The 25,571-nt window shown below is 61.5% G+C and carries 26 protein-coding genes; 5 read left to right on the forward strand and 21 right to left on the reverse strand.

Going from position 1 to position 25,571, the window contains the following annotated elements:
• The first annotated feature begins 43 nt into the window (after window positions 1-43).
• The gene (locus HTT03_RS05285) at window positions 44-634 is read left to right on the forward strand and encodes an NAD(P)H-dependent oxidoreductase (RefSeq protein WP_174858805.1); all 591 of its coding nucleotides are present in this window, start codon (window positions 44-46) and stop codon (window positions 632-634) included.
• Here HTT03_RS05285 and HTT03_RS05290 read toward each other — a convergent pair.
• From HTT03_RS05290 to yajC, 9 genes are all read right to left on the reverse strand, one after another.
• On the reverse strand, window positions 624-1,142 hold the full coding sequence (locus HTT03_RS05290; protein ID WP_174858993.1) for a DsbE family thiol:disulfide interchange protein: 519 nt from the start codon (window positions 1,140-1,142) through the stop codon (window positions 624-626). The two genes, HTT03_RS05285 and HTT03_RS05290, sit on opposite strands and share 11 nt — an antisense overlap.
• Window positions 1,143-1,155: 13 nt before the next feature.
• Complete coding sequence (gene ccmD / locus HTT03_RS05295) at window positions 1,156-1,311, reverse strand: heme exporter protein CcmD (protein WP_425506289.1); 156 nt, start codon at window positions 1,309-1,311, stop codon at window positions 1,156-1,158.
• Window positions 1,311-2,045 carry a heme ABC transporter permease CcmC gene (gene ccmC / locus HTT03_RS05300; protein ID WP_174858807.1) on the reverse strand — a complete coding sequence of 245 codons (735 nt, stop codon included), beginning with the start codon at window positions 2,043-2,045 and terminating at the stop codon, window positions 1,311-1,313. Before ccmC ends, ccmD begins: the two co-directional genes overlap by 1 nt.
• Before the next feature lie 52 nt (window positions 2,046-2,097).
• A complete protein-coding gene (ccmB, locus tag HTT03_RS05305; protein WP_174858808.1) occupies window positions 2,098-2,754 on the reverse strand; it encodes a heme exporter protein CcmB in 657 nt (218 codons plus the stop codon).
• Window positions 2,751-3,374, reverse strand: a complete 624-nt coding sequence (gene ccmA / locus HTT03_RS05310) for a heme ABC exporter ATP-binding protein CcmA (protein WP_174858809.1) — start codon at window positions 3,372-3,374, stop codon at window positions 2,751-2,753. Before ccmA ends, ccmB begins: the two co-directional genes overlap by 4 nt.
• A gap of 7 nt (window positions 3,375-3,381) precedes the next feature.
• Window positions 3,382-3,735, reverse strand: a complete 354-nt coding sequence (locus HTT03_RS05315; RefSeq protein WP_174858810.1) for an Mth938-like domain-containing protein — start codon at window positions 3,733-3,735, stop codon at window positions 3,382-3,384.
• Between the two features lie 109 nt (window positions 3,736-3,844).
• Window positions 3,845-4,813: a protein translocase subunit SecF gene (gene secF / locus HTT03_RS05320; protein ID WP_174858811.1), complete on the reverse strand. Its 969-nt coding sequence runs from the start codon at window positions 4,811-4,813 to the stop codon at window positions 3,845-3,847.
• Window position 4,814: 1 nt separating this feature from the next.
• Window positions 4,815-6,464 carry a protein translocase subunit SecD gene (secD, locus tag HTT03_RS05325; protein ID WP_174858812.1) on the reverse strand — a complete coding sequence of 550 codons (1,650 nt, stop codon included), beginning with the start codon at window positions 6,462-6,464 and terminating at the stop codon, window positions 4,815-4,817.
• Between the two features lie 35 nt (window positions 6,465-6,499).
• Complete coding sequence (gene yajC / locus HTT03_RS05330) at window positions 6,500-6,778, reverse strand: preprotein translocase subunit YajC (RefSeq protein WP_067627241.1); 279 nt, start codon at window positions 6,776-6,778, stop codon at window positions 6,500-6,502.
• Between the two features lie 216 nt (window positions 6,779-6,994).
• Between yajC and serS the strand changes: the two genes are divergently transcribed.
• Together serS and HTT03_RS05340 are read left to right on the forward strand one after the other, a co-directional pair.
• Window positions 6,995-8,287 (forward strand): serine--tRNA ligase, encoded by a 1,293-nt coding sequence (gene serS, locus HTT03_RS05335; RefSeq protein ID WP_174858813.1) that lies wholly within the window; start codon window positions 6,995-6,997, stop codon window positions 8,285-8,287.
• 363 nt (window positions 8,288-8,650) lie between these two features.
• Window positions 8,651-9,367 carry a hypothetical protein gene (locus HTT03_RS05340; protein WP_174858814.1) on the forward strand — a complete coding sequence of 239 codons (717 nt, stop codon included), beginning with the start codon at window positions 8,651-8,653 and terminating at the stop codon, window positions 9,365-9,367.
• 9 nt (window positions 9,368-9,376) lie between these two features.
• On the opposite strand, the gene der is transcribed toward HTT03_RS05340, so the two are convergent.
• From der to HTT03_RS05355, 3 genes are all read right to left on the reverse strand, one after another.
• Complete coding sequence (gene der, locus HTT03_RS05345; protein WP_174858815.1) at window positions 9,377-10,858, reverse strand: ribosome biogenesis GTPase Der; 1,482 nt, start codon at window positions 10,856-10,858, stop codon at window positions 9,377-9,379.
• Window positions 10,859-10,918: 60 nt separating this feature from the next.
• Entirely contained in the window at window positions 10,919-12,304 is a 1,386-nt protein-coding gene (locus HTT03_RS05350; protein WP_174858816.1) for a PQQ-like beta-propeller repeat protein, read from the reverse strand.
• A 76-nt stretch (window positions 12,305-12,380) separates the two neighbouring features.
• The gene (locus tag HTT03_RS05355) at window positions 12,381-13,085 is read right to left on the reverse strand and encodes a hypothetical protein (protein WP_174858817.1); all 705 of its coding nucleotides are present in this window, start codon (window positions 13,083-13,085) and stop codon (window positions 12,381-12,383) included.
• A 217-nt stretch (window positions 13,086-13,302) separates the two neighbouring features.
• Here HTT03_RS05355 and HTT03_RS05360 point away from each other — a divergent pair, with 217 nt between their 5' ends.
• Window positions 13,303-13,752, forward strand: coding sequence for a DUF302 domain-containing protein (locus HTT03_RS05360; protein ID WP_425506300.1), 450 nt, complete (start codon window positions 13,303-13,305; stop codon window positions 13,750-13,752).
• Between the two features lie 21 nt (window positions 13,753-13,773).
• Here HTT03_RS05360 and HTT03_RS05365 read toward each other — a convergent pair whose 3' ends face one another.
• The 3 genes from HTT03_RS05365 to HTT03_RS18550 form a co-directional block, all read right to left on the reverse strand.
• Complete coding sequence (locus HTT03_RS05365) at window positions 13,774-14,604, reverse strand: ion transporter (protein WP_246253350.1); 831 nt, start codon at window positions 14,602-14,604, stop codon at window positions 13,774-13,776.
• A gap of 101 nt (window positions 14,605-14,705) precedes the next feature.
• On the reverse strand, window positions 14,706-16,592 hold the full coding sequence (locus HTT03_RS05370) for an ABCB family ABC transporter ATP-binding protein/permease (protein WP_425506290.1): 1,887 nt from the start codon (window positions 16,590-16,592) through the stop codon (window positions 14,706-14,708).
• A gap of 95 nt (window positions 16,593-16,687) precedes the next feature.
• Window positions 16,688-18,733 carry a LysM peptidoglycan-binding domain-containing protein gene (locus tag HTT03_RS18550; protein WP_246253351.1) on the reverse strand — a complete coding sequence of 682 codons (2,046 nt, stop codon included), beginning with the start codon at window positions 18,731-18,733 and terminating at the stop codon, window positions 16,688-16,690.
• A gap of 104 nt (window positions 18,734-18,837) precedes the next feature.
• Here HTT03_RS18550 and HTT03_RS05380 point away from each other — a divergent pair, with 104 nt between their 5' ends.
• The gene (locus HTT03_RS05380; RefSeq protein ID WP_174858819.1) at window positions 18,838-19,389 is read left to right on the forward strand and encodes an LOG family protein; all 552 of its coding nucleotides are present in this window, start codon (window positions 18,838-18,840) and stop codon (window positions 19,387-19,389) included.
• On the opposite strand, the gene rarD is transcribed toward HTT03_RS05380, so the two are convergent.
• The 6 genes from rarD to HTT03_RS05410 form a co-directional block, all read right to left on the reverse strand.
• Complete coding sequence (rarD, locus tag HTT03_RS05385; RefSeq protein ID WP_174858820.1) at window positions 19,326-20,246, reverse strand: EamA family transporter RarD; 921 nt, start codon at window positions 20,244-20,246, stop codon at window positions 19,326-19,328. The two genes, HTT03_RS05380 and rarD, sit on opposite strands and share 64 nt — an antisense overlap.
• A 68-nt stretch (window positions 20,247-20,314) precedes the next feature.
• Window positions 20,315-20,770, reverse strand: a complete 456-nt coding sequence (locus tag HTT03_RS05390; RefSeq protein ID WP_174858821.1) for a host attachment family protein — start codon at window positions 20,768-20,770, stop codon at window positions 20,315-20,317.
• Window positions 20,767-20,976 (reverse strand): hypothetical protein, encoded by a 210-nt coding sequence (locus tag HTT03_RS05395; RefSeq protein ID WP_174858822.1) that lies wholly within the window; start codon window positions 20,974-20,976, stop codon window positions 20,767-20,769. The genes HTT03_RS05390 and HTT03_RS05395 overlap by 4 nt, the downstream gene beginning before the upstream one ends.
• Window positions 20,977-21,228: 252 nt before the next feature.
• Entirely contained in the window at window positions 21,229-21,828 is a 600-nt protein-coding gene (locus HTT03_RS05400) for a superoxide dismutase (protein ID WP_174858823.1), read from the reverse strand.
• A gap of 105 nt (window positions 21,829-21,933) precedes the next feature.
• Window positions 21,934-22,536: a sarcosine oxidase subunit gamma gene (locus tag HTT03_RS05405; RefSeq protein WP_174858824.1), complete on the reverse strand. Its 603-nt coding sequence runs from the start codon at window positions 22,534-22,536 to the stop codon at window positions 21,934-21,936.
• The gene (locus tag HTT03_RS05410; RefSeq protein ID WP_174858825.1) at window positions 22,529-25,546 is read right to left on the reverse strand and encodes a sarcosine oxidase subunit alpha family protein; all 3,018 of its coding nucleotides are present in this window, start codon (window positions 25,544-25,546) and stop codon (window positions 22,529-22,531) included. The genes HTT03_RS05405 and HTT03_RS05410 overlap by 8 nt, the downstream gene beginning before the upstream one ends.
• Between the last annotated feature and the right edge of the window lie 25 nt (window positions 25,547-25,571).

Below are 25,571 nucleotides of genomic sequence, written 5' to 3' on the forward strand. Positions count from 1 at the left end.
ATCCGGGGGATTGGACCAGAGACCCACAACGAAAGGACGCATTATGCCGACCAAGATTTTGGTACTTTTCTACTCGACCTATGGCACGAACCACGGCATCGCCCTGCACGCCGCAGAAGAAGCCGAGAAGGCAGGAGCAGAGGTCCGTCTGCGCCGCTGTGCGGAGACCGCGCCCCGTGAAGTCGTCGATGGTCAGGATGCTTGGCGCGAGCAGTTGGAAAAGATGAAGGACATCCCCGAAGCCACTCCGGACGACATGGAATGGGCCGATGGCTATTTCATCTCCGTCCCGACCCGTTTTGGCGTTCCTGCCAGCCAATTCCGCGCCTTTGTCGACACCTTGGGCGGTAAGTGGCAATCGGGTGCGCTGGCGAACAAGGCGATCACTGCAACCACCTCGGCACAGAACCCCCACGGCGGGCAGGAAACGACGATCCAGTCGATCTATGTCACCGCCATGCACTGGGGCGCGATCATTGTGGCACCCGGCTATGCCGATGGCGTCAAGTTTGAGGATGGCGGCAACCCATACGGCTATTCCTGCCAGCCCGGCCCGCTGGACGAGACCGGCAAGAAATCCGTGGCCTATCAGACCAAACGACTGGTCGAATTTGCGCAGAAGATCAGCGGTTAAGCGCGTCTTCTAAAGCAGGTAAAAACCGCTGTTCATAGTCGCTGCCCACCAGTGGTCCGGCAAATCGGAACAGCACCGTACCGTCCCCGTCAACGATGAAAGTCTCTGGCGGGGCGGTCACCCCCCAATCAATCGCGACACGGCCCTGCGGGTCGAAACCGACGCCCGCAAAGGGGCTCTTTTCGTCTTCGAGATAGCGTGTCGCGTTGCCTTCGGTATCTTTGAAGTTTACACCGATCATATTTAGCCCGTCGGCCTGCATCTCCAGCAACTTAGGATGCTCGGCACGGCAAGGGGGGCACCAGCTGGCCCAGAAGTTCACCACTGAAATCTCACCACTGCGCAGCATGTCGTCGGTGGCCGCTGGATAGTCTGGCAAGGCGTCCTGCGGCATGGACGGTGCTTGTTTGCCCACCAGCATCGACGGCAGCCCTTCAGGGTCTTCACGGTACATGCCGACGGCGGCGAGGATCACAAAAGCCGCAAAGATCGCCGGCGGTGCGATCATCATTGGAGAAAACCTAGCCACGACGTCCAGCCTCCGCTTCTGTCTCTTCCAGCGCCCGGCGGGCCGCACGGCCACGCCATAGGGTTACAATCACCAACCCGGCCAAAAGCAGCAAAGACACCGCATAGGCCGACAGCACCTCGCCCGCGTATTTCCCAAGCTCTGGCATCATGCTCTCCTGTTCATCCGCGCCTGCAATGCTGACGTGCGACGCAGGCGAATTTCGGTTCCGGTCCGGTAAACGACCAAGGCCAAGAACAGCAGACCAAAGCCCAGCATCGCCATGACCAGCGGATAGAAAAACACATCGGCCACGCTGCGGTTGCCCGTGGCGACCGGGATGCTCGTGCCTTGATGCAGCCCCTGGTTCCAGAATTGCACCGCATAGCGCGAGAGCACCGCAAAAACCGAGCCTACGAGGCACAGCACCGAGGTCAGGTCCGCCGCCGTGTCCGGGTCTTCGACCGCCTGCCACAGCGCGATATAGCCAAGGTAAAAGAGGAACAGGATCAAGAACGAGGTCAAGCGCGGGTCCCAAGCCCACCATGTCCCCCACATCGGCTGGCCCCAGATCGCACCAGTCACCAGCGCGATCAATGTCATCACCAGCCCGACAGGTGCCGCAGCCTTGGCCGCCAGCGCGCTGACATGATGCCGCCGGATCAGCCAGATCAATGAGGCCACAAGCATCATGAACCATGCGTTAATCGCCATCAGCGCGGAAGGCACATGGAGGTAGATAATCTTGACCGTGCTGCCTTGGCGTGCGTCATCGGGCGTGCCGAAAAAACCCCAAAGCAAGCCCACAGAGGTAAAGACCGCCGCCAGCGTCCACAACACAGGCTGCACCCGCGCCGACAGCGCAAGGAACTTGACCGGATTTGCATATTGCCAAAGGGACATGGGCTTTACCTATCGCGCTGTTTAATAGTGCTCAATGCACAAATTCGTTGGGTCATCGCAAGCCTATGCGCAGCACCGTTGCCGCGGCAAATGGCATCAAAGCCACCACCGCCAGCGTCAGCCCCGCGAGCATCAAAAGCGGCGTCGACGGGTCCAGCCCCGCGCTGCCCCGCCGCGCTACCTCGGCCCCGAAAATCAGCGTCGGGATATAAAGCGGCAGCACCAAAAGCGATAGGAGCAATCCCCCGCGTTTGATCCCCACCGTCAGTGCCGCCCCGAACATGCCAATCACTGAAAGCGCTGGCGTGCCAAGCGCCAGTGAGGTCAAGAGCCACAGATGACCGGGAGCCGCGAGTTGCAGCATCACGCCCAGGAAAGGCGCCGCCAGAACCAAGGGCAGCCCAGTTGTGAGCCAATGCGCCAAAGCCTTCACCGCCAAAGCCCCTTCGAGCGGCAGCGGCGCGGTCAGCAGCAGTTCGAGCGAGCCGTCCTCAAGATCCAGCGCCAGCAAACGGTCGAGCGACAACAGACAGGCCAGAAGCGCGCCGAGCCACAGCACACCGGGCGCAATCGCCTGTAAAAGCGCGGCCTCTGGCCCAACGCTGAAAGGCACCAGCATCGTCACAATCAGGAAAAAGGCGAGCCCGAGGCCAAAACCCCCACCTGCCCGCAGTGCGAGGCGCAGATCACGCAGCAACAGCGCTGTCATAGAAAGACCGCGTCACTGGCACCGAAATCGGCGTCTTCGGCGGCACGGTAGGCGCGGATGTCGAGGGTGCGTGCCTCCAGCCCCAGATCGATATGCGTGGCCATCACAGCCGCCCCGCCCGCTCCCAGATGACCGCGCAGCACCGCGCCAAAAAGCGCGACAGCCTCCGCGTCCAGCGAGACTGTCGGCTCGTCCAACACCCAAATCGGCCGCCCCGTCACCAAGAGCCGTGCCAGCCCCAAACGGCGTTTCTGCCCGGCGGACAGCGTCCCGGCCAGCCGATCCGCCAAGTCGCGCAGGGCATACCCCTCAAGCGCGGGAGAAATATCAGACTGGCCAAAGACTTGCGCCCAGAATCTCAGGTTCTCGCGCACGGTCAGCATGGCTTTCAGCCCATCCGCGTGGGCGGCATAGGCGATGCGATCCTCGGCCCCGTCGATGCGGCCTGCGAGCGCGGGCTGCAGCCCAGCGATACAGCGCAACAATGTCGTTTTTCCGGCCCCGTTTGGGCCACGCAAGACCAGCGCTTCGCCCGGCGCCAAGGTGAATGACACATCGGACAGCACCGGCACCCCGCCACGCGCAACGCTCAGATTGCTCACCTCAAGGGCTGCGGCCATTGCGGCCTCAGACCGGCAACAGGGCCAGCGCGATCCGCCGCCCCTCGCTCAGCAGGATGTTATATGTGCGACAGGCGGCGGGGGAGGACATGACCTCAACCCCCAGACCAGCCTCCTCTATGGTCTCGCGCAGATCGTCGGGGATATGCGCGACCTCTGCCCCGGTGCCGAGAAAGACCACATCGACCTTCCCCGCCAGCGCCAGAACCGGCGCGGCATCGGCAAGCCCGCCCCAGCCGGTGATCCCGTCCGGGCCGATGACCTGCGGCCCATGAACGACCTCGCCGTCGATGCGAAAGAAACCGGGGCCGTAGCCGTCAATCGGTTTGGCGTCGGTGTAGGTGATTTCGTTCAAACGCATGTGATGTCCTTTCCGCTACAAAGCGACGCGACCAGCTTAGCGCAGTGTGGGGCGGGCAAACAGGGGGGCGGCTTTGGCCCCAGCCGAAACCGGGGCCAAGGCATAACCATCAGGCGTCAATATTGGCGAATTGAGTGCCCGCGCCTGCATCCGGCTTGGACCAGTCGCGTTTCACGCCGAGGTAGAGAACCACGTTCTTCGCCACATAGACCGAGGAATAAGTCCCCACCACGACGCCCCAAGTGATGGCGAAAACAAAGGCCCGGATCACGTCACCGCCAAGGATCAGCAGGGCGATCAGCGCCAGCAACGTGGTGCCGGATGTCATCAGCGTGCGGCTCAGCGTTTCGTTCACCGAGAGGTTCATCACATCGCGCAAAGGCCGTTTTTTGTATTTGCGCAGGTTCTCGCGCAGGCGGTCAAAGATCACTACGGTGTCGTTAATCGAATAGCCAATGATGGTCAGGATCGCGGCCACCACCGGCAGATCGAAACGGATTTGCAACAGCGAGAACAAACCAATGGTCAGCACCACGTCGTGGAACAGCGCCACCACAGCGCCCACCGAGAACTGCCATTCGAACCGCAGCCAGATGTAGATCAAAATCGCGGCCAGCGCCCCACCTACGGCCAGGAACGCCGTTTGGATCAGCTCGCCCGAGACTTTGGGGCCAACGGATTCAACCGAAGTAAATTTGATGTCCGGCGAGACCGCCTGCAGCGCCGTTTGGATTTCTTCGATGGTATCTGTGGTCGCCGCTTCCTGCCCCTCTTGCGCTTGAACCCGGATCATCGCCACATGCTGATCATCGCGGAAACTGGGATCAAAGACCTCGGAAATGGTCACATCACCTAGCTCAAGCGGGCCTAGTGCGTCGCGGTAAGCGCCCACATCCACCGCCTGCGCCGCTTCGGTCCGCAGCGTGGTGCCGCCCCGGAAGTCGATGCCAAAGTTCAGCCCCATCACGCCCCAGACGATCAGCGACAGAACCATCGCTACAACAGAGAGGCCAAAGGTAATCTTCGCATAGCCGAAGAAATCGAAGTTCGTATTGTCGGGTACCAGCTTCAGTCGCATGTCAAACCTCGATTGTCTTGGGACGGCGGCGTTCAAACCAGATCACCACCAGCAAGCGGGTGACGAAATAGGCGGTGAAGACCGATGTGACGATGCCCAGCCCTAGCGTCACGGCAAAGCCGCGTACCGGGCCAGAGCCGAGCGCAAAGAGGATCACCGCCACAATGAAGGTCGTGATATTGGCATCCAGAATGGCGCTGAGTGCGCGTTCATAGCCCAGCGAGATCGCGCGAGCGGCACCCTTGGCGTTGCGCTGTTCCTCGCGGATACGCTCAAAGATGAGCACGTTGGCGTCGACCGCCATGCCGACGGTCAGCACGATGCCCGCGATGCCCGGCAGGGTCAGCGTGGCGCCGATGAGGCTCAGCAGGCCAAAGATCAAGCCGACGTTGATGATCAGCGCGATATTGGCGAAAAAGCCAAACAGCCCGTAGGACGCCCACATGAAGAACAGCACCGCGGCGAAGGCCACTGCTGTCGCAATCTTACCCGCGTCAATGCTGTCTTGGCCCAGTTCCGGCCCGATCGTGCGTTCTTCGACAAAGCTCAGCCCCGCAGGCAAAGCACCGGCACGCAGCAGCACCGCGAGGTTGGTGCTTTCCTCGACCGAGAAGCGCCCGGTGATGATGCCCGACCCGCCGGGGATGTGGCTTTGGATGGTGGGGGCGCTGATGACTTCATCGTCCAGCACAATAGCAAAGGGTGCGCCGATGTTCTCGGCGGTGTAGTCGCCAAACTTGCGCGCGCCGTTCGTGTCAAAACGGAAGGAGACAGCAGGCGCGCCGTTCTGGTCAAAGCTCGGCTGGGCGTCGACAAGCTGCTCGCCGGTAACGACCGGAGCAGTCTCAATCGTGTAGAACACGCCTTCTTCGTCTGCCGACGGCAGGATCGCATTGCCGATGCCGGGGTTGTCGTTTTGGTTCGAACCACGGTTCACCACAGGGTTAAAGGTCAGTTGCGCGGTCGTGCCGATGATCGCTTTCAGCTCAGCCGCCGAGCCGATACCCGGCACCTGAATCAAGATCCGGTCCGCCCCTTGACGCTGGATCGTCGGCTCGCGGGTGCCGACTTCGTCGATGCGGCGGCGCACGATTTCCAAGCTTTGCTGCATGGTGCGCTCGTCCGTCGCCTGCTTTTCTGCATCCGACAGGGTGATCGAGATAATGCCATTTGCTCCGCTGACATTGATGTCGCTGCCGCCTGCCCCGGTAAGGGTGGTGACGGGCCGCGCCAGACCACGGGTGATCTCCAAGGCTTCGGCCATCTTGTCCGGGTCGTTCAGCCGCACGCGCAATTCGCCCGCCGGCGCTTCTTCGCGCCGCACCGGGGTCAGACTGCGCAGCGCATCACGCACTTCAGGCCACTGCGCTTCCATCCGGCTCTCATAGACATCGGCCAGTTGCACTTCGGCCAGCAGATGCGCACCGCCGCGCAAATCGAGGCCGAGGTTCACCAGCCCCGAGGGCATCCATTCGGGCCAAAGCGCGCGCTGCGCTTCAAGCTCGGGCGTGCTGCCCTGCACTTCGATCGCGGCGACCGCATCATTGTGCTGCTCGACAGGGGTGTAAAACGCATTGGGCAGCGCCAGCCAAAGTCCCGCCAAACAGGTCAGGACAATGGCAATCCGCTTCCACAGATCAATCTGAAGCATGGTTCCGCCTTTGGGTTGCGGCCTCGGGGGAGGGTTTATTTCGCCGGTTCGGTCTTGGAGACAACGGTCGCGATGGTGGCCTGCACGACGCGGATTTTCACGCCCTCAGCGATTTCCACCTCAAGCTCGCCATCGTCTTTGACCTTAGAAACCTTGCCGATGATGCCCCCTTGGGTGACGACCTGATCGCCCCGGCGCAGACCGGCAACCATGGCTTGATGTTCTTTTGCCTTCTTCTGCTGTGGGCGGATGAGCAGAAAATACATGATCGCGAAGATCAGGATCAGCGGCACAAATTGCTGGATGCCTTCCATGGGGGTCGTCCTTTTCGATGGGTATTGGGCCGCAAAACGGCCTTGAGAATTTGGCCAGAACCTATGCGCGGTGGCAGCGGGGTGCAAGGTGGAAAGCCTATGGGACATACGGCCCAAACCTGAGCCGGATCGCCGCAGGGTTGCGGCCCCTACCCCCGCGCAGCACTTTAAGGCATAACGCCGCCAAACCGACTCACCTGATCCCGAGGACAGACCATGCACGACATCCGCGCCATCCGCGACAATCCCGAGGTTTTCGACGCCGCTTTGGCCCGCCGAGGAGAGGCTGCAATGTCCGAAGCCGTGCTGTCGCTTGATGCCGCCCGCCGCGCCAAAATCGCCGCCGCCGAGACTGCGAAAGCCGAGCAAAACAAGGCCAGCAAAGAGGTCGGCGCGGCCAAGGCCAAAGGCGATGAAGCCGAATTCGAGCGTCTGCGGGCGCTGGTCAGCGACAAGAAGGCCGAAGTCGCCGCGATGCAGGCCGAGGCGCAGGAGTTGGACGCGCAGCTAAACGACATGCTTGCGCGCATCCCCAACAATCCGGCGGACGATGTGCCGCAGGGTGCGAGCGAGGATGATAACGTCGAAGTGAAAGTTTGGGGCGACAAACCCAGCTTTGATTTCACCCCGGTGGAGCATTACGAGATCAAGGGCGTCAAAACTGGCATGGATTTCGAGACTGCTGCCAAGACCTCTGGCGCCCGTTTCGTCATGCTGAAAGGTGCCGTGGCGCGGGTCCATCGGGCGCTGGCGCAGTTCATGGTGGACACCCACGTTGATGAGAACGGTCTGACGGAAGTCAACTCGCCCGTATTGGTGCGAGATGAGGCAATGTATGGCACCGATAAGCTGCCAAAGTTCGGTGACGACAGCTATCAGACCACCAATGGCTGGTGGCTGGTGCCGACCTCCGAGGTGCCGCTGACCTATTCGGTGGCGGGCGAGACATTGGAGCAAAGCGCCCTGCCGATCCGCCTGACCGCGCATACGCTTTGTTTCCGGTCCGAGGCCGGCAGCGCGGGGCGCGATACTGCCGGAATGCTGCGCCAGCATCAGTTTGAGAAGGTCGAGATGGTCTCGATCACCCATCCCGACGAAAGCGACGCCGAGCAGCAGCGCATGGTGGGCTGTGCGGAAGGCATATTGGAAAAACTCGGCGTGCCTTACCGCACGGTGATCCTCTGCACCGGCGACATGGGCTTTGGCGCACGGCGCACCTATGACATTGAGGCTTGGGTGCCGGGGCAGAATTCTTATCGTGAGATTTCGTCGGTTTCGACCACCGGGGACTTCCAAGCGCGGCGCATGAATGCGCGTTTCAAGCCTGAGGGCGGCGGCAAGCCGCAGTTCGTGCATACGCTGAACGGCTCAGGCTTGGCCGTCGGGCGGTGCTTGATCGCAGTGTTGGAGAATGGCCAGCAGGCGGATGGGTCGGTGAAGCTGCCGGAGGTGCTGGGGCCGTATCTGGGCGGGAAGACGACCCTGACCGCCGAGGGCGTTCTCGCCTAAGAGGGAGACAACCACTAGCCCGTTTCCGCGCCACAGGCGCCGGGCTCATCGCCTTCCCGTTCCGTCACGCAAAAGACGTGCCAGAACATATTGAGGCTCGCCAGCACCCTCACAGGTCTAAATTGCCACCGCTGCCCGGAATCAAGCCGTAGGCGCCGGACCATCGCCTGCCCCCTCGGACGGCTTGGCGATTTGATGAGGCCGGGTGAGACTTGCGAAGTCACTCCATGGCTGAACCATAAAGTGACACGGCCCAGCCCTTGGATCGCCCACCCACGGGCAGGCGCTGGCCTTCGGTTGCCGTGGCGGGCAAGCGCCCTAGGATTAGCTGTACCGCAACAGTTAATTTCGCGAGGCCCCCGCTTGCCCAAATCATCCCGCACCCTGATCGCAGCGCTTGCCTTATTGCTCAGCATCGCCTTTGCGATCTCTCCCTTCTTTGTCCCCAGCTTTTCGGGTTTTGACCCAAACCAATTCCCGATCCCCCAAGACAACCCACCCGCGCAGCCCGCGGGCTATGCCTTTTCCATCTGGGGGCTGATTTACCTGTGGCTGATCGTAGGCCTCGCCTACGGCCTGTTGCGCGCCCCAAGAGATGCGCAATGGCACGACATGCGCGTGCCGCTCTGTCTGTCGCTGGCGGTGGGCGCAACATGGCTGGCGGTCGCGGTCATGAGCCCTGTCTGGGCCGCCGTGCTGATCTGGATCATGCTCATCACAGCACTTATCGCGCTCTTCCTCGCCCCGGTCGAAGACCCGCTTTGGGCCGCCGCCCCGGTGGGCCTTTACGCAGGTTGGCTCTCTGCGGCTTCCTGCGTCTCACTGGCGCTGCTGGCAGCGGGCTATGGATATTTGGAGGGGCAGACAGCGGCGCTGGTCTTTGTCGGGCTGGCGATTGCCGTGGGATTGGTCGTTCAGACCGCTTTGGGCCGCACGCCAAGCTATGGCATTGCGGTGATCTGGGGGCTCGTGGGCGTTGTCGTCACCAACTGGGGCGAGACGCCGAGTGTCGCTTATCTCGCGCTCGGGGGCAGCATCCTGCTGGCGCTGCCCACCCTTTGGGCGTTTCGACGGGGCTAGGCCCGCCAGTCAGTCTTTGCGGCGTCCTGCGGTGTGTTTGCGCAGTTTTGACGGCGCGGCTTTCTTGCGGTTCTTGTAGGGGTTCGCATCCGACTGGCCGCGCATCCACAGGCGGATCGGCGTGCCGGGCATGTCAAAGTCCACCCGTAACCCATTGACAAGATAACGCGAATAGCTGTCCGGCACCTTGTCTGGATGGCTGCACATGACCACGAAACCCGGCGGACGCGTCTTGGCTTGCGTCATGTAGCGCAGCTTGATCCGCTTGCCCTGCGGCGCGGGGGGCGGATGCGCTTCCATCATGCCCGAGAGCCAGCGGTTGAGCTGCGCGGTGGTCACGCGGCGGTTCCATGTCTCATAGGCCCGCATGATTGCGGCTTGCAGACGGTCGAGCCCCCTGCCCGTCTTGGCGGAAACGGTGATCAGCGGCGCACCGCGAAGCTGTGGCAACAGACGCTCAAAGCTTTCCTTAAGATCGCGCAGCTTTTCCTGACGGTTCTCTTCGATGTCCCATTTGTTCACCGCGACAACAACCGCGCGGCCTTCACGTTCGGCCAGATCGGCGATGCGCAGGTCTTGCTGCTCGAACGGGATTTCGGCATCGAGCAAAACCACGACCACTTCGGCAAATTTTACCGCACGCAGGCCATCGCTGACGCTGAGTTTCTCCAACTTCTCCTGCACCTTGGCCTTTTTGCGCATGCCAGCGGTGTCAAAAATCCGCATCGGCACCGGCTCACCGTCCGGTCCGGCCCATTCGGTCATCAGCGAGATCGCATCGCGGGTGATCCCGGCTTCGGGGCCAGTAAGCAAACGGTCCTCGCCCAAAATCTGGTTGATCAAGGTCGATTTGCCCGCATTCGGGCGGCCCACCACGGCGACTTGCAGCGGCTTCGCGCGGGTCGGCATCGGGATGGATTCAGCCTCAAGATCAGCATCATCTTCTGGCAGGTCTACATCCGTTTCCGGCGCGTCCTGCACGGCGCGGTCTTCGAATTCGTCGGCCAGCGGCATCAGCATGGTGTAGAGGTCGTTCAACCCTTCGCCATGCTCTGCGGACAGGCGGATCGGCTCGCCCAGCCCCAGCGAATAGGCTTCGATCATCCCCGCATCAGCGGCTTTGCCCTCCGCCTTGTTGCCCGCAAGGATCACATGTGCGGATTTCTTGCGCAGGATCTCGGCAAAGACCATGTCAGAGGGCGTCACGCCGACGCGGGCGTCGATCATGAACAGGCAGATGTCAGCCATATCAACCGCACGTTCCGTCAGGCGGCGCATGCGGCCCTGCAGACTGTCATCGGTGACTTCTTCGAGACCGGCCGTGTCGATCACGGTGAAACGCAGGTCGGCCAGTTTGGCCGCGCCTTCGCGCAAGTCACGGGTCACGCCGGGTTGGTCATCGACCAAGGCAAGGCGTTTGCCGACGAGGCGGTTAAACAGCGTGGATTTCCCGACGTTGGGGCGGCCCACGATGGCGAGGGTAAAGGACATAATTCAGGCTCCGGGCCCCGGTTGGACCAGTTCAGACACGCGCCTTAGCCTATTTGCGGCCTAACGGAAAGCGTGCAATTGCCCCTTGGTGGACACGACGTAGAGTGTCCCACCCGCCACGACCGGCGCGGTGGTTGCCCCGCCGGGGATTTGGGTGGTGCCAGTGAGCCTGCCAGTGGTGGGGTTAAAGCTGCGCAAAACACCGTCGTTCGAGGCGACAATGACGCGCCCCCCGGCAATGATCGGGCCGTAATGCGCCACGACTTCGGACTGTTTCTTGGGCTTATCTTTGACGAAATTCGGCAGTGGGGTGCCCCAGATGCGGCGGCCGGTGCTGGCATCAAGCCGCACGAGTTCATTGAGGTCAGTCACCGCAAAGACGGAATCACCCGCAGGCCAGACCGGGCCAATCGCCCCATCGCGTGCGACCCACTTGCGCTCCCCGCTGTTGACGTCGAGCGCAGCCAAACGGCCCGAGAAATTGCCTACATAAACCGTATCGCCCGACACGACCGGCCCGCTGGTGACATCGGCCACAAAGCTCATCGCGCGGCCCGGACGGCGGCCCAAAACCGAAGTGGACCAACGAGCCAATCCGCCTTTGCGGAAGGTGGCCTGCACCTCGCCAGACCCGAAGGCGAAAATGGCAAGGTCATTGGTTACAGCAGGCGCAGGCGCGCCAAGAACGTTGCTGATGTTCGGGGTGCCTTGGGTCTGCCACTGGATGCGCCCGTCAGATTTGCGCAGCGCCCAGCCGGTGTCGTCCCCGGCGGTCAGATAGACGAGATCGCCCGATACGGTTGGCGTGCCGGAGCCTGTGGCGTTGAGGTCTTGGGTCCAGCGGACGCCCCCGGTGGTCACGTCCAACGCGGCCAATACGCCAAAACCTACGGAGACATAAAGCGTGTCGCCATCCACGGCCAAGCCGCCGCCTGTTGCCTGCCCCTGATGGTCAGAGGCGGGGGTCAGATCGCGGCTCCACAGTGTTTGACCAGAGGTCGATGTCGCTGTGACCTGTGCGCCTGCATCGAGGGTGAAGACGCGGCCTGCGGCCACGACCGGATCGGCGGTGATCCGGAGCTTGCGGCTGTCGCCTTCCCCAATCTCAGCGCTCCAGACAGGCTGAAGCGCCGTGCGCAACGCGGGGTGGCCAATGCGCGTGGGCGTGGTGCCGATGCTGTGGGTCCAACTGGCGTTGTTCACCGTTGCCCCCAGAGCAATCGCGCGGCTGGTGTTTGCAGGGACAGGACCGCTGACGGTCTCACCGATGGTGGCATCCGCAGGGCCGGGATTTTGCAAAACAGACCGGATGTCCTCACGTTTGCCGGGCAGATAGACCTGTTCCTCGGCACAGGCGCTGAGCAAGAGCGCGGCACCCACGGCCCCCGCGACGCTCAAACCACGCAGACCCGGCGTGCCGGAATCGGTTTTGCGATGCTTCGTCATGGCCCTGCTCACTTTCTGTCTTCTTACACCCGTCACGCCCGGCCTTTTGCCGAGCGGTCGCGCATCTGTCGTCCTATCACTCGCCCAGAGGCGCAGAGGCTTCAAGCGCGGCTTCGGCCTCGGCACCGTTCAGGCTCGGTTCCTCGCCCAGGGCCACAATCACCTGAAGGGCGCGTTGTTGCAAGGCCGGGCTGGTTTCTGCATCAGAAAGAATGGATTGGTAGCGTGCGATGGCTTTCTCGGGGGCGCCTTCGCTGATGTCGATCAGGGCCAATTGCTCTTCGGCCAGAAGGCGCAGCGGCGCGCCGGGTTGGGCCAGCGATTCCAGTGACTGACGCCGTTCGGCTACGGGGACGCTTTTGCCCTGAAGGGTCACGGCTTTGAACTGTGCCATCTGGCGGTAGATCGGATCGACCCCACCATCGGTGGCCACTGCGTCCAACTGCGCGACGGCCGCGTCGATCTCTCCGGCTTCGGCCAGCGCATCGGCCCGCATGAAGTTCAACACCGCCTGCGCCCCCGGCGCTACGGCTGAGACTGTGCTCAGCGCTTCGGCGCGGTCGTTGCTGGCGTCTGCTTCAAGCGCGGCCAACATGGCATCCCCCAGGGCTTGGGCCTCGGCCCGCTCCTGTGATTTGGTGTATTCGTTCCAAGCTGCTGCTCCGACGATAAGCACCACCGCCAAGATCGCGATCCAGCCATAGCGACGCAGATAGCCATAAAGCCGGTCGCGGCGGACCTCTTCGTTTACTTCGTCAATAAAACTGTCGGTATCGCTCATCGCGCCCTGCCCCCGGCTTGGTTTTGTCCCTCTTATCGCGCAAGGCCAGCCAAGCCAAGACCCCGCGAACCGCAGGGCCGGGATGCGGGGCGCTGAGGCTTTGGGCATGAGCCATTCGGAGAAGATACGGGGCAAGGCGAAACCCCGCCACACGGCTTGGCGCGGCAGGGTTTCGCGCTAGCTCTGCCACAGGTTTTGAAAGAGGAAATCCGCTATGATGAAAGCAATGATCGTCGCCGCCGGTGTCACGCTGGCCGGAGCGCCCACTTGGGCGCAGGAACTGGTCGCGAAAATGTCCCCGCATGACGTCGCCACGACGATGGACCGGCTGGAAAGCGCTGTAGAGGCCGCAGGTGCCGAGGTCTTTGTCCGCGTCGATCACGCTGCCGGGGCCGAGAAAGCCGAGATGGAGTTGCGCCCCACGCAACTGCTGATCTTTGGCAACCCGAAGCTCGGCACCCCTGCGATGCAAGATGCCCAGACCGTCGGGCTGGACCTGCCCATGCGGGTCTTGGTCTATGCCGATGATCAAGGGGCCGTGCATGTGACCTATGAAGCACCCGAGAAATTGGTGACTGCGCATGGCCTGCCCGAAGATGCCGGATATATCGAAAAGATGACCGAAGCGTTGGACAATCTGACGGCCAAGGCGATCAGCGAAGAGTGACCTTGCGCCCCCGCCCGGCCTTTAGGGTTTGGGCGGGGTGTTTTGCGCCTTGATCAGGTTTTCCAGATCATTAAGACGGGCCAACACCTCATCGCGGTAATTGTCCGTCTTTTCATTGCTTTCCTCGTGATGCGCGTCCTGCATTGAGTTCACGATCAAGCCGACGAGCAGGTTCACCACAGCAAATGTCGTGACCACGATGAACGGCACAAAGAACATCCACGCAAAGGGATAGACCTCCATCACCGGGCGCACGATGCCCATGGACCACGATTCCAGTGTCATGATTTGGAACAGCGAATAACCGGACCGGCCCAGCGTGCCGAACCAATCGGGAAAGACGCCGCCGAAGAGCTTGGTCGCCATGACCGAGCCGATGTAGAAAATCACCCCCATCAGCAAAAACACCGACCCCATACCGGGCAGCGCGTTGACCAGCCCCTCAACCACGCGCCGCAGCGAAGGGGCGACAGAAACCACGCGCAACAATCGCAGGATACGCAGGGCGCGCAACACGCTGAGGCTTTGCGTAGCCGGGATGAGCGCAATGCCGACGATCACGAAATCAAAGAGATTCCAGCCGTTGCGGAAAAAATGCGTGCCGCGGCCATAGAGTTTCAACGCAATCTCAACGACGAAAATCGCAAGGCAGATCCGGTCCAGCACAAGGATCAGCGGCCCGGCCTGCGCCATCACCGCGTCGGAGGTTTCCAACCCCAAGATTATGGCATTGAACAAAATCACGCCGAGAATGAAATTCTGAACCGCCGTGCTTTCGACAATGCGGGCAACGCGGCGGCGGGCGGAGGATGGGGTGCTGGGGCTGAGATCGGTCATGGCCGTAGATATCATGCGCCAAGGGCCGTGGCGCAAGAGCAGAACGACGCGCTTTTTGATGGGTGGCGATGCCCCGCCCCTGCGACCATAATGGCAACAGAGGCGGGGATCAGGGTTTATCCGTCCTCTTCCTCGGCCTGCTGACGCTGCCACAACTGGGCGTAGCGCCCCCCTTGGGCGATCAGCGCTTCATGGCTGCCCTGCTCGATGATTTCACCTTTTTCCAGCACAACGATCCGGTCGGCTTCTGCGATGGTCGACAGGCGGTGCGCGATGGTGATGACCGTGCGCCCCTGCCCAGCCCGGCGCAGCGCGTCTTGGATTTCATACTCGGTCTCACTGTCGAGCGCGCTGGTCGCCTCGTCCAGCAGCAGGATCGGCGGGTCTTTCAGCAAGGTGCGGGCGATGCCGACGCGTTGTTTTTCCCCGCCCGACAGTTTCAACCCGCGTTCGCCCACGGTGGTGTCATAGCCCTGCGGCAACGACATGATGAAATCGTGGATTTGCGCCGCGCGAGCCGCGTTCTCGACCTCTTCCTGCGTCGCCCCATCACGGCCATAGGCGATGTTGTAGCCGATGGTGTCGTTAAACAGCACCGTGTCCTGCGGCACCACGCCAATGGCCAGATGCAGCGAGTGTTGGGTCACGTCGCGGATGTCTTGCCCATCAATCTTGAGCGCCCCGCCCGCCACGTCATAGAAGCGGAACAGCAAACGCCCAATGGTCGACTTGCCCGACCCGGTCGAGCCGACGATGGCCACAGTCTCCCCCGGTCGCGCCTCCAGCGAGATGCCTTTGAGGATCTCACGGTCCGTATCATAGGCAAAGCGCACATTCTCAAGCGTGACATGGCCGCCAGTGACCTTGAGATCCGGCGCATTCGGCTTGTCGTCAATCTCTGCCGGTTGTTCGAGCAGGCCGAACATCTGCCCCATATCCACTAAAGCTTGCCTGATTTCGCGGTAAACCGTGCCGAGGAAATTGAGCGGCACGGTCAGTTGAATCATGTAGGAGTTCACCATGACGAAGTCGCCGACGCTTAATTCGCCACTTTGCACACCCATCGCGGCCATGACCATGACCCCCACCAGCCCTGCGGTGATGATCAGCGCCTGACCAAAGTTGAGCATCGCCAGCGACTGGTTGGTCTTGATCGCCGCATCTTCGTAATCGGCCATTGCGGCGTCATAGCGTGCGGCCTCACGTCCCTCAGCGCCGAAATATTTGACGGTTTCGTAGTTCAGCAGACTGTCGATCGCCTTTTGGTTCGCGTCTGTGTCGCTGTCGTTCATCTTGCGGCGCAGGCGCACGCGCCATTCGGTCACGGCAAAGGTGAACCAGACGTAGATCGCGATGGTCACAGCCACCACGGCCAGATACCAAATGTCGAACAGTACGGCGAGGATGATGCCCACCAAGATCAGCTCAAGGATCAGCGGCCCGATGGAGAACAGCAAAAAGCGCAGCAGGAAGTCGACGCCTTTAACCCCGCGTTCAATGATCCGGCTTAGCCCGCCGGTCTTGCGCGTGATGTGATAGCGCATCGACAGTTTGTGAATGTGCTGAAAGGTCTCCAGCGCCAGCATCCGCAGGGCGCGCTGGCCCACGCGGGCAAAGACCGCATCGCGCAGCTGTTGAAAGCCCACACCCATGAGCCGCGCCATGCCGTAGGCCACCGTCAGCCCCACCGCGCCAAGTGCCAGCATCGGCGCGCCCTCGCCCGCCAGCGCATCCACCGCGTCGCGGTAGAAAAACGGCGTGGCGACGATCACGATTTTTGACAGCAAGAGCGCTAGCAAGGCCCAGATCACCCGGCGTTTGACCCAAGGCATGTCCTTTGGCCAGAGATAGGGCGCGACCTTGCGCAGCACCAAAAAGCCCGACTGTCGTTCGGCGGCATCGAGCATTTCGGCCTCAGTCGGGATGCGGTCAGGCTTGGGCGTTTTCGCGGCGCGCCTGTTGCGGCCCTCGGGAACGGGGGTGTGGTCTGTATCGGCTGGCATGTAATTTCCTGATGTGGTTACGGGCTACATAGGCCAGCAACCTGCCCGTGGCCAGTAGGCGGCCCTGCACAGCCGCCCTGCACGGAGCCTATGGCTCACTCCGCCGGAGCGGTCTCGGGCAGGTCGAACACCTGTCCGGGATAGATCAAATCGGGGTCGCGGATGTTGTCGCTGTTGGCCTCAAAGACCTTCACATAGAGGAACGGATCCCCATAACGCTCCCGCGAAATGGCCCAAAGGGTATCGCCCTTTTGCACCGTGACCACGCCCAAAGGACCGGTGAGCCCTGCCGAGGCTTGCGCCAATGTCTGAGGGGATTCACGTTTGAAAGGGGTCTCGACCCGGCTGGTCACATCACCGCCTTCGGACAGTTCGTCCACGCGCAGGGTGTAGATGCCCTCGTCGACATTGGGCAGATCACCGCGCCACCGGCCCTGAGCGTCGACCGGCAGGCTGATGATCGCGTCGTTGTTCAGATAGACCCGCACCTCGCGGGTTTCCGGCTGCGCCCGACCGGCCAGTTGCACATCGCCCTGATCTGAATAGCCGATGGTATCGAGCGCGACATTGGTCATCACCTGAGGTGGGGCGGTGTCGATGCGCTCAACCCCTTCGGCAGTTGATTTAAGCACGGCAACCGGGGCGGTGGCGGGCGCGGATGGCTTGCTGGGCACGGTTGTGGCGTCCACGTCGGCGCTGGTTTGCGGTGTCGTCACGTCGGGGGTATCGCCTGTGGGGGCGGCAGGGTCGGGTTTTGCAGGCGCTGCGGCCACGGCCTCCGGGGTTTGGGGCGTGGTTTGGGTGGTCGCGGTCTGCGCGGTCGATGTCGGCACGTCATCTATGGGGATGTCGGGATCGGCTTCTGCTGTGTTGGTGGTTGTATCTGTCTCAACGGCAGGCGCGTCCTGCTGGGACGGCGCAGTGCCTGAAGGCGACGGGACAGGTTCTGTTCCCTCTGTTGCCGCCGAGGGTGTCTCAGCGACCGAACCTTGGGATTTTTCGGCTTGGTTCTCCGTCACCGGGTCCGTCTCAGCCGTGACCGTGCTGGCGGGCGCTGTAGTCTGATTTGTCGTGGCTATGTCTGCCTGCGCGTCCCCGTCGCTGCCCCTCTTGGCTTCAACCTCTGGCGCAGTTGTACTGGCCAATGGTCCATCCTCGGCAGGCACTTTCTCTTCCAAGGTCGCAACGGTCGACGTTGGCTCAGACAGTTCCGCAGCCCCGTCAGGCTCTGGCGCTGTGACTTCTTTTGTGGTGGGCGTGCTGACTGGCGGTGCTGGCTCGGCGCGAAGCTCGTCGCTCAGCGCGGCGATGGCGATGTCATCGTCCTCCTGCGCATCCGGCGTTTCTGCCGTGGGAGCGGATGGCTGCACTGGGGTCGATGTGTCGGCGGTGGCCGTATCTATGGGGGCCGCAATTGGTGCGAGGATAATCTCTTCTGCCGACGCGATCTGCGTATCGCCGTCTTGCCCCATCAAGGTCAGCACATGGCCTTCCCCATCAGGTGGAATCATCGCCAGAGTTGCGAATTTCCCGGCCCCGTCCGCGGTGGCGCGAGCCACCTCCTTGCCGTCTTTCAAGACTGTGACAACGCTGCCGGGCGCGGCGCGTCCTGCGATGACGGTCATCCCATCGGGATCGCGGCGCACCTCGTCAAAGGCGGGGGGAAGCGTCGCTTCGGTTGTCTGTGCCTCAGTAGCTTCAGGCTTGCTGGCTTCCGGCCCAACGGCTTCTGGCTTAGTGGCTTCTGGCTCAGTAGCTTCCGTCTCACGTCCTTCCGGCTCAGCGGCTTCCAGCTCACTTCCTTCCGGCTCAGTAGTTTCCGGCTCAGTAGTTTCCGGCTTAGTAGCTTCCGGCTTGGTGGCTTCCGGCTTGGTGGCTTCCGGCTTGGTGGCTTCCGGCTCAATTGCTTTCGGTTCCGTCGCAGCAGTTCCTTCCGGTCCGACGGAGGCCCCCTGCACCGCATCCTGCGCCAGCATCGCTGTCTCAGAACCGTCGCTATCGCGCGGTTGCGAAACCGTCTGGGTCATCTCGGGAACGTCACGCTTGCTGCCGAGCCAGACCCCAAGCGCCAGCACCGCCGCCGCAACGGCCCCTGCCGCCATCGCCGTCTTGCCGCCCGCGTGGCCTAATCCCTTGAACATCGCACCGTTCCCCTATGGTTGAGCCTTTTTAGCAAGCAGGCTAACAGGGGTCAAAAGCGCAAAGTGATCCGCGAAAAATTATTCTGAACCAACAGGAGCTTACCATGGTCCAACATTCTGTCTGTGTGTACTGCGGCTCACGCCCCGGCGATAACCCGGCCTTTACCAAAGACGCCGAAGCTTTGGGGCGCGGATTGGCCGAAGCTGGGATGCGTCTGGTCTACGGCGCGGGTGACGTTGGCCTGATGGGCAGTGTGGCGCGGGCCGCGCAGGACGCGGGCGGCGATACCTTTGGGGTTATCCCGGCGCATCTGGTAGCCTGGGAAGTCGGCAAGGTCGATCTGACCCGCTACATCGTTACCGAGACGATGCATGAGCGCAAAAAGGTAATGTTCATGAACTGTGACGCGGTGGCGGTTTTGCCCGGTGGCGCGGGGTCTTTGGATGAGTTGTTCGAAGTGCTGACATGGCGCCAGCTCAGCCTCCACCAAAAACCTATTTTTCTTGTCAATACAGATGGTTATTGGGACCCCTTCATGGCGCTTCTGCACCATGTCGTAGACCGCGGCTTTGCCGAAGCAAGCCTTCTGGACTATGTCACCGTGGTGGCAGATGCCGACGCCGCTCTGGCCGCCTTGCGGCGGGCCTTGTCCTGACGGAAAGTGGTCACCGAATAGAACGCCAAGGCGCACCAGATCAGCGCGAAGGCCTGCACATGCCAGCCTGTGAATGGCTCTTGAAACAGCACCACCGCGCAGAAAAACTGCAACGTGGGATTGAGATAGCTCACCAGCCCGGCCGTGGCCATCGACAGCCGCCGTGCGGCGTAGCTAAACAGAATAAGCGGTGTCGCGGTGATCGGCCCGGCCAGCATCAGCAAGGCGCTGTCGTGAAAGGACGCGCCAAAAGCGCTTGCTCCGATGTGACTTGTTTGCCACAGAACGAGCAGCGCAACCGGCGACAGCAGCAACACCTCTGCTGTAACCGACACGACCGGCCCGACCGCCATGCGTTTCTTTACCAGCCCATACAGGCCAAAGGACGCGGCCAGTGCCAGCGCCAACCAAGGGGCGGTGCCAAGCCCATAGGTCAATATCGACACCGCCACCGTCACCAGCCCCACAGCCAGCAACTGCACGCGGTTGAGCTGCTCGCCCATCACCAAACGGCCCAGCAGGACCGAGACCAAAGGGAAAATATAATATCCCAAGGCCGCCTCTGTGGCCTGACCTGATTGCACCGCCCAGATGAACAGATACCAATTCGTCGCAATCATAAGCGCAGCCACGAACATTAGCCCTAACGCGCGGGGGCCGGCCATGGCCTCAAAGATCATGCGCAACCGTCCCTGCACCCCTAAAACCAGCAGGAAAAAGACCAGCGACCAAAGGGTGCGATGGGCCAGCACCTCGGCCGCGGGCACATGCGATAGCAATTTGTAGAAGATAGACGACAGCCCCCAAATACAACAGGCCGCGACGATGGCGGCGAAACCTTTGGCGGGGTCGGTCATGGAAAATCCTTGGCGCGGTTTGCTGCCTTCCTTGTGAAGGCAATCAATTCCCGCGCCAAGGGAAAAAATCAGGCGTCAGCGAGTTCGCCTGCGACGATCTTTTCGATCTCGTCGATCGGATGGTTGGTCAGCGTCTTGGGAATTTCTCCGACAACCCTCTCCTGCACCTCTTTGTGCAGGTCACTGCGCAGGTCGCCAAGCACCGATGGGGGTGCAACGAGCACAAGACGATCATAACGGCCTTTATGCGCCAGCTTATACAGAATGTCCGACAAGTCTTTGGCAAAACGCTCCTTGCCCAACTCATGCCAATCCGTGTCCTCAAAGGCCGAGCGATGTCCGCTTGGACCATCACTCATCCGACCGGGTCTGTTCGCTGCTTGCTCGCCGGTGGGCGGGTTCTCCTGCTCTTCCTTGCGTACGACCTGGAGATAGGGGTCTTCGCCATCCGTGTGGTTTTGCAGGAAAAGGGCCTTTTCACCATCCGCGATCAGCACCCATGTGTCTTGGCTGAGTTTTGTCATGAAGGCTCTCCGTGGTTACGTTTATCTTCGCCGGTGACGCGTGTGACGCCATCCTCGCCCTTTTCAGCACGGCGCATGGCGTCTTGAGTGCCAACGTCCTTTTGCAGATCGCCGCCAGCGCGGCCGCCATGATCTGGCGTTTCGGTGTCGGAGACGAATTTCTCGGTCTCTTTCGACCCGTCGTTTGATCTCTTCCGCTCGGCCATGTGGTTCTCCTTTTGACATGTTGTGTCAGTGGAAAAACAGTTGCCAAAGGCTTTAAGTTCCGACGAAAAAACCCCGCAGACGGTCTGCGGGGTTTAGGGTTGAAAATGCAGGATTAAAGCTGCGACGTCAGATTACATGCGCGAGGCGACATTTTCCCAGTTCACTCAGCCTACGACACCGTCGTGGGCGTCAGTGACTGGGAGAACCACATCCGCAAAAAGCGCGGACGTGGCGAAACGCGGTCCGATGCGTCACATGCGCGAGGCGACATTTTCCCAGTTCACAAGGTTGTCGAGGAAGTTCGACAGATAGTCAGGACGCGCGTTGCGGTAGTCGATGTAGTAGGAGTGCTCCCACACATCACAGCCCAGCAGCGCGGTCTGACCAAAGCAAACAGGGTTCACGCCGTTTTCAGTCTTGGTGACCTTAAGGCCGCCGTCCTTGTCTTTGACAAGCCACGCCCAGCCAGAACCGAACTGACCAGCACCAGCGGTCTTGAACTCATCCTTGAACTTATCGACGGAGCCGAAGCTCTCAGTGATCGCTTTTTCCAGCTCACCGGGCATCTTGCTGTCGTTCGGGGTCATCATTTCCCAGAACTGGTTATGGTTCCACAGCTGGCTGATGTTGTTGAAGATGCCATTCTGGGCGACCGCATTCGGGTCATAGGTGCCTTTGATGATTTCTTCGAGGGTCTTGCCCTCCCACTCGGTGCCCTCGATCGCCTTGTTGCCATTGGTGACATAGGCGTTGTGGTGTTTGTCGTGGTGGTATTCCAGCGTTTCCTTGGACATGCCTTTGGATGCAAGCGCGTCGTGGGCATAGGGGAGATCGGGAAGTTCAAAAGCCATTTCTGGGCCTCCTCATTTGGAAATTTCGCTGCGGCCACTTGAGGGGGATCAAGCAGCAACGTCAAGGTCAACGTCTGCAAATGATAAGTGTTCCGAGCGAAATAGTCAGACTTTCTCCCGGTTTACCTCTGTCGTTGGTTGGAAGTACCCGACTTCGCTGCCGGGTTGGGCGGCGGCTTTGAGCAGGTCGAACATGTATTGCGCGACCGAGCGGAAGCAGAACAGTTGAAAGCTGCCATCCCCGCGCAGCCAGATCGCGGCAGGCACCTGTCCGACCCGGGTGCGACGGAACATGCCGGGGGTGAATTTTTCAGGCGCGAGGTCCACGGGGGCGAGTTTGGCCAGCACCTCGCGGGCGCGGGGGCCAGCGACGCGAAACACGGCCCGCGCACCAGAGACATTCGCGGCGAATGTATGGGTATCCTCAAAAGCTGCGTGCAACCGATTGAGCACTTCGCTCACCTGCACATGGGGGCAGAACAGCAGCAATTCATCGGGCGACATCCAGGCGATGCCTGCTTCGCCTTCGCTGTTGCACATGCCGCGCGCCGGGCGTTCGACCCCGGCGACTTTCTTGGCCACCTTGCGCACGAAAGGCGCGTCCAGATCGCCGCGAATGGTGATCATGCCAAGAGGGCCAATCTCAGAAATCTCTGCGATTCCAGCGCTATAGCGGGCGTTCTTCAAGGCGGTGACAGTCTCAGACATTCTGTTTCTCCCCTTTGGGGTCATAAAACACCGGATCGACGATCATCGCCTCATAGGTCTTGCCATCGGTGCCGGGGAAGGTGAGCACTTCGCCCATCCGGTCCGGCCCGTTCAGCACCAACCCCATGGCGATGCCCCGGTCGAGCGTGGGCGAGTGATAGGTCGATGTGACGCGCCCCTCCACGACCTTTTGTCCGTTCTCATTCTCCCCCCGACCAAGCGCATAGGCACCATCCGGCAGGGTGCTGCCGTCGGTGGTCTCCAGCCCCACCAGTTTCCACCGGTTGGGGTCTTGCATATGACTGCGCTGTTGAGCGCGTTTGCCGAGGTAGTCGTCCTTCTTTTTCGAGATCGCCCAGTTCAGCCCAAGGTCTTGCGGGATCACCGTACCGTCGGTCTCATCCCCGATCATGATGAAGCCCTTTTCGGCCCGCAGGATGTGCAGACATTCCGTGCCATAGGGCATGACGCCCAAGGAATGGCCCGCCACCAACAGCGCATCCCAGAAGGCTTGGCCCTGCCCGGCTTCCACCGCGATCTCATAGCTCAATTCGCCTGAGAAGGAGATGCGGAAGACCCGCACTTTGAAGCCGCCCAATTCACCGTCGGTCCACTCCATGAAGCCAAGCGCCTCGCGGCTAAGGTCCATCCCACCGAGCTTTTCCAGACACTTCCGCGCGTTCGGCCCGACCACGGCCACTTGCGCGTAATGCTCAGTCGCGTTGACCATATGCACTTTCCAGTCCCACCACTCGGTCTGAAGCCATTCCTCCATATGCGCATGGATGCTGTCGGCCCCGCCCGTCGTCGTATGGCAGAGGAAGGTCTGTTCATCGAGCCGCGCGACCACGCCGTCGTCGATCAGGAAGCCGTTCTCATTGCACATGAGGCCATACCGGCATTTGCCCGGCTTCAGCGTTGACATCATATTGGTGTAGAGCATGTCGAGGAACCGTCCCGCGTCCGGCCCGCGCACAATCAGCTTGCCCAAGGTCGAGGCATCCAGCAAGCCGAGGTTCTGGCGGGTGTTCGTCACCTCGCGCATCACCGCGTCATGGGTGCTTTCGCCGCTTTGCACATAGGCATAGGGCCGCCGCCATTGGCCGACCGGCTCCCACACCGCGCCATTGGCCTCATGCCACTCACACAAGGGCGTGCGACGGATCGGTTGGAAGGTATCGCCGCGTGCGTCGCCCGCAATCGCGCCCATTGAGATCGGGTGATAGGGCGGGCGAAAGGTCGTGGTTCCAACGCTTGGGATTTCAGCATCCAATGCGCCCGCAAGGGTGGCCAGACCGTTGATGTTGCTCAGCTTGCCTTGATCTGTTGCCATGCCAAGCGTGGTGTAGCGTTTGGCATGTTCGACCGAGACAAACCCTTCCTGCGCGGCCAGCCGCACGTCCGAGACTTTTACGTCGTTCTGATAGTCCAGAAACGTCTTTTCCCGCAGCTTGACACTCGCCCCCTGCGGCATCTGCCAGACCGGAGACATCGGCGCCTCTTCGCGCCGCTCGGCCACGGGGGAGCGGGCCTCTCGCGCGGGTTTGAACCCTAGCGTTGTGGCAACCCCTTCAGCGGCGGCATGGGCATCGTGCAAGACGTCATCCAGCGCGAACATGCCCGCAGCCGCCCCGGCAGGGGTGACAAAGCCCAAGCCATCGGCCCCGGTGGGCGGATGGTCTTGATCCGGACGGAAACAGGCGCGGGCTTTGTCCCACGTCAGCTTGCCGCCACAATGAGACCAAAGATGTACCACAGGCGACCAGCCGCCCGACATCGCCACCGCATCGCAGGCAATTTCCTCCAGCACCGCGCCTTCGCCCGCCTGCGAACAGACAGCGACCCCGGTGACCCGCTTGCTACCCTGCACCGAAGAGACGCCCTGCCCCATCAGCACCCGAATACCGAGCGCCTTGGCCTGCGCGACAAGCTGCGAATCCTGCGGCAACACGCGGGCGTCGAGGATGGCAGGCACGTCGAGCCCCGCATGTTTCAGCGCAATGGCGGTGAGATAGGCGTTGTCATTATTGGTCACCAGCACGGTCCGGTCGCCGGGCGAGACAGCATAATTCGTCACATAGTCGCGCACCGCCGAGGCCAGCATCACCCCCGGTACGTCATTGCCAGCAAAGCTCAACGGGCGTTCGATTGCACCGGTTGCGGTGATCACATGCCCCGCCCTGATGCGCCACAAACAGTGGCGTGGGCCGGGTGCGTCGGGCGTATGATCGCGCAGCCGCTCATAGCCCAGCACATAGCCGTGATCGTAGACACCCGCGCCCATTGTCCGCTCGCGCAGGGTGACATTCTCCATCCCGCGCAGTTGGGCCAGTGTCTGCGCGATCCAATCCTCCACCGATGCGCCGTCAATGCGGCCCCCATCCACCGGCGCACGCCCGCCCCAGTGGGGGGACTGCTCCAATACAATCACCCGTGCGCCGCTCTGCCCGGCAGCCAGAGCCGCTTGCAACCCGGCGACCCCGCCGCCGACAATCAGGACATCGCAGAAGGCGTAGAAGTGTTCATAATTGTCCGCATCTGCCGCCTTCGGCGCTTTGCCCAAACCCGCCGAATGGCGGATGATCGGCTCATAGACGTGTTTCCACAGCGGGCGCGGATGCATGAACATCTTGTAGTAAAACCCGGCAGGCAGAAAGCGGCTGAGGTGTTTGTTGATCGCACCTACGTCGAACTCAAGGCTCGGCCAGTGGTTCTGGCTCGCCGCCTCCAACCCGTCGAAAAGCTCGGTGGTGGTGGCGCGGGCGTTGGGCTCGAACCGACCCTCTTGGCCGAGATTCATCAACGCATTGGGCTCTTCCGGCCCAGAGGTGACGATGCCGCGCGGGCGGTGGTATTTGAACGAGCGACCCACCAGCACCTGATCATTCGCCAAAAGCGCCGAGGCCAGCGTGTCGCCTTCATAGCCGCGCATCTGTTTGCCGTTAAAGGAAAAACTTAGCGGAGCGGATTTGTTCAATAGGCGGCCGCCTGTGGCCAGTCTTGTGCTCATCTTAGGACACCTTCAGGCTGTTAAA

The organism is Sulfitobacter maritimus, assembly GCF_013346665.1.
Classification (GTDB): Bacteria; Pseudomonadota; Alphaproteobacteria; order Rhodobacterales; family Rhodobacteraceae; genus Sulfitobacter; species Sulfitobacter maritimus.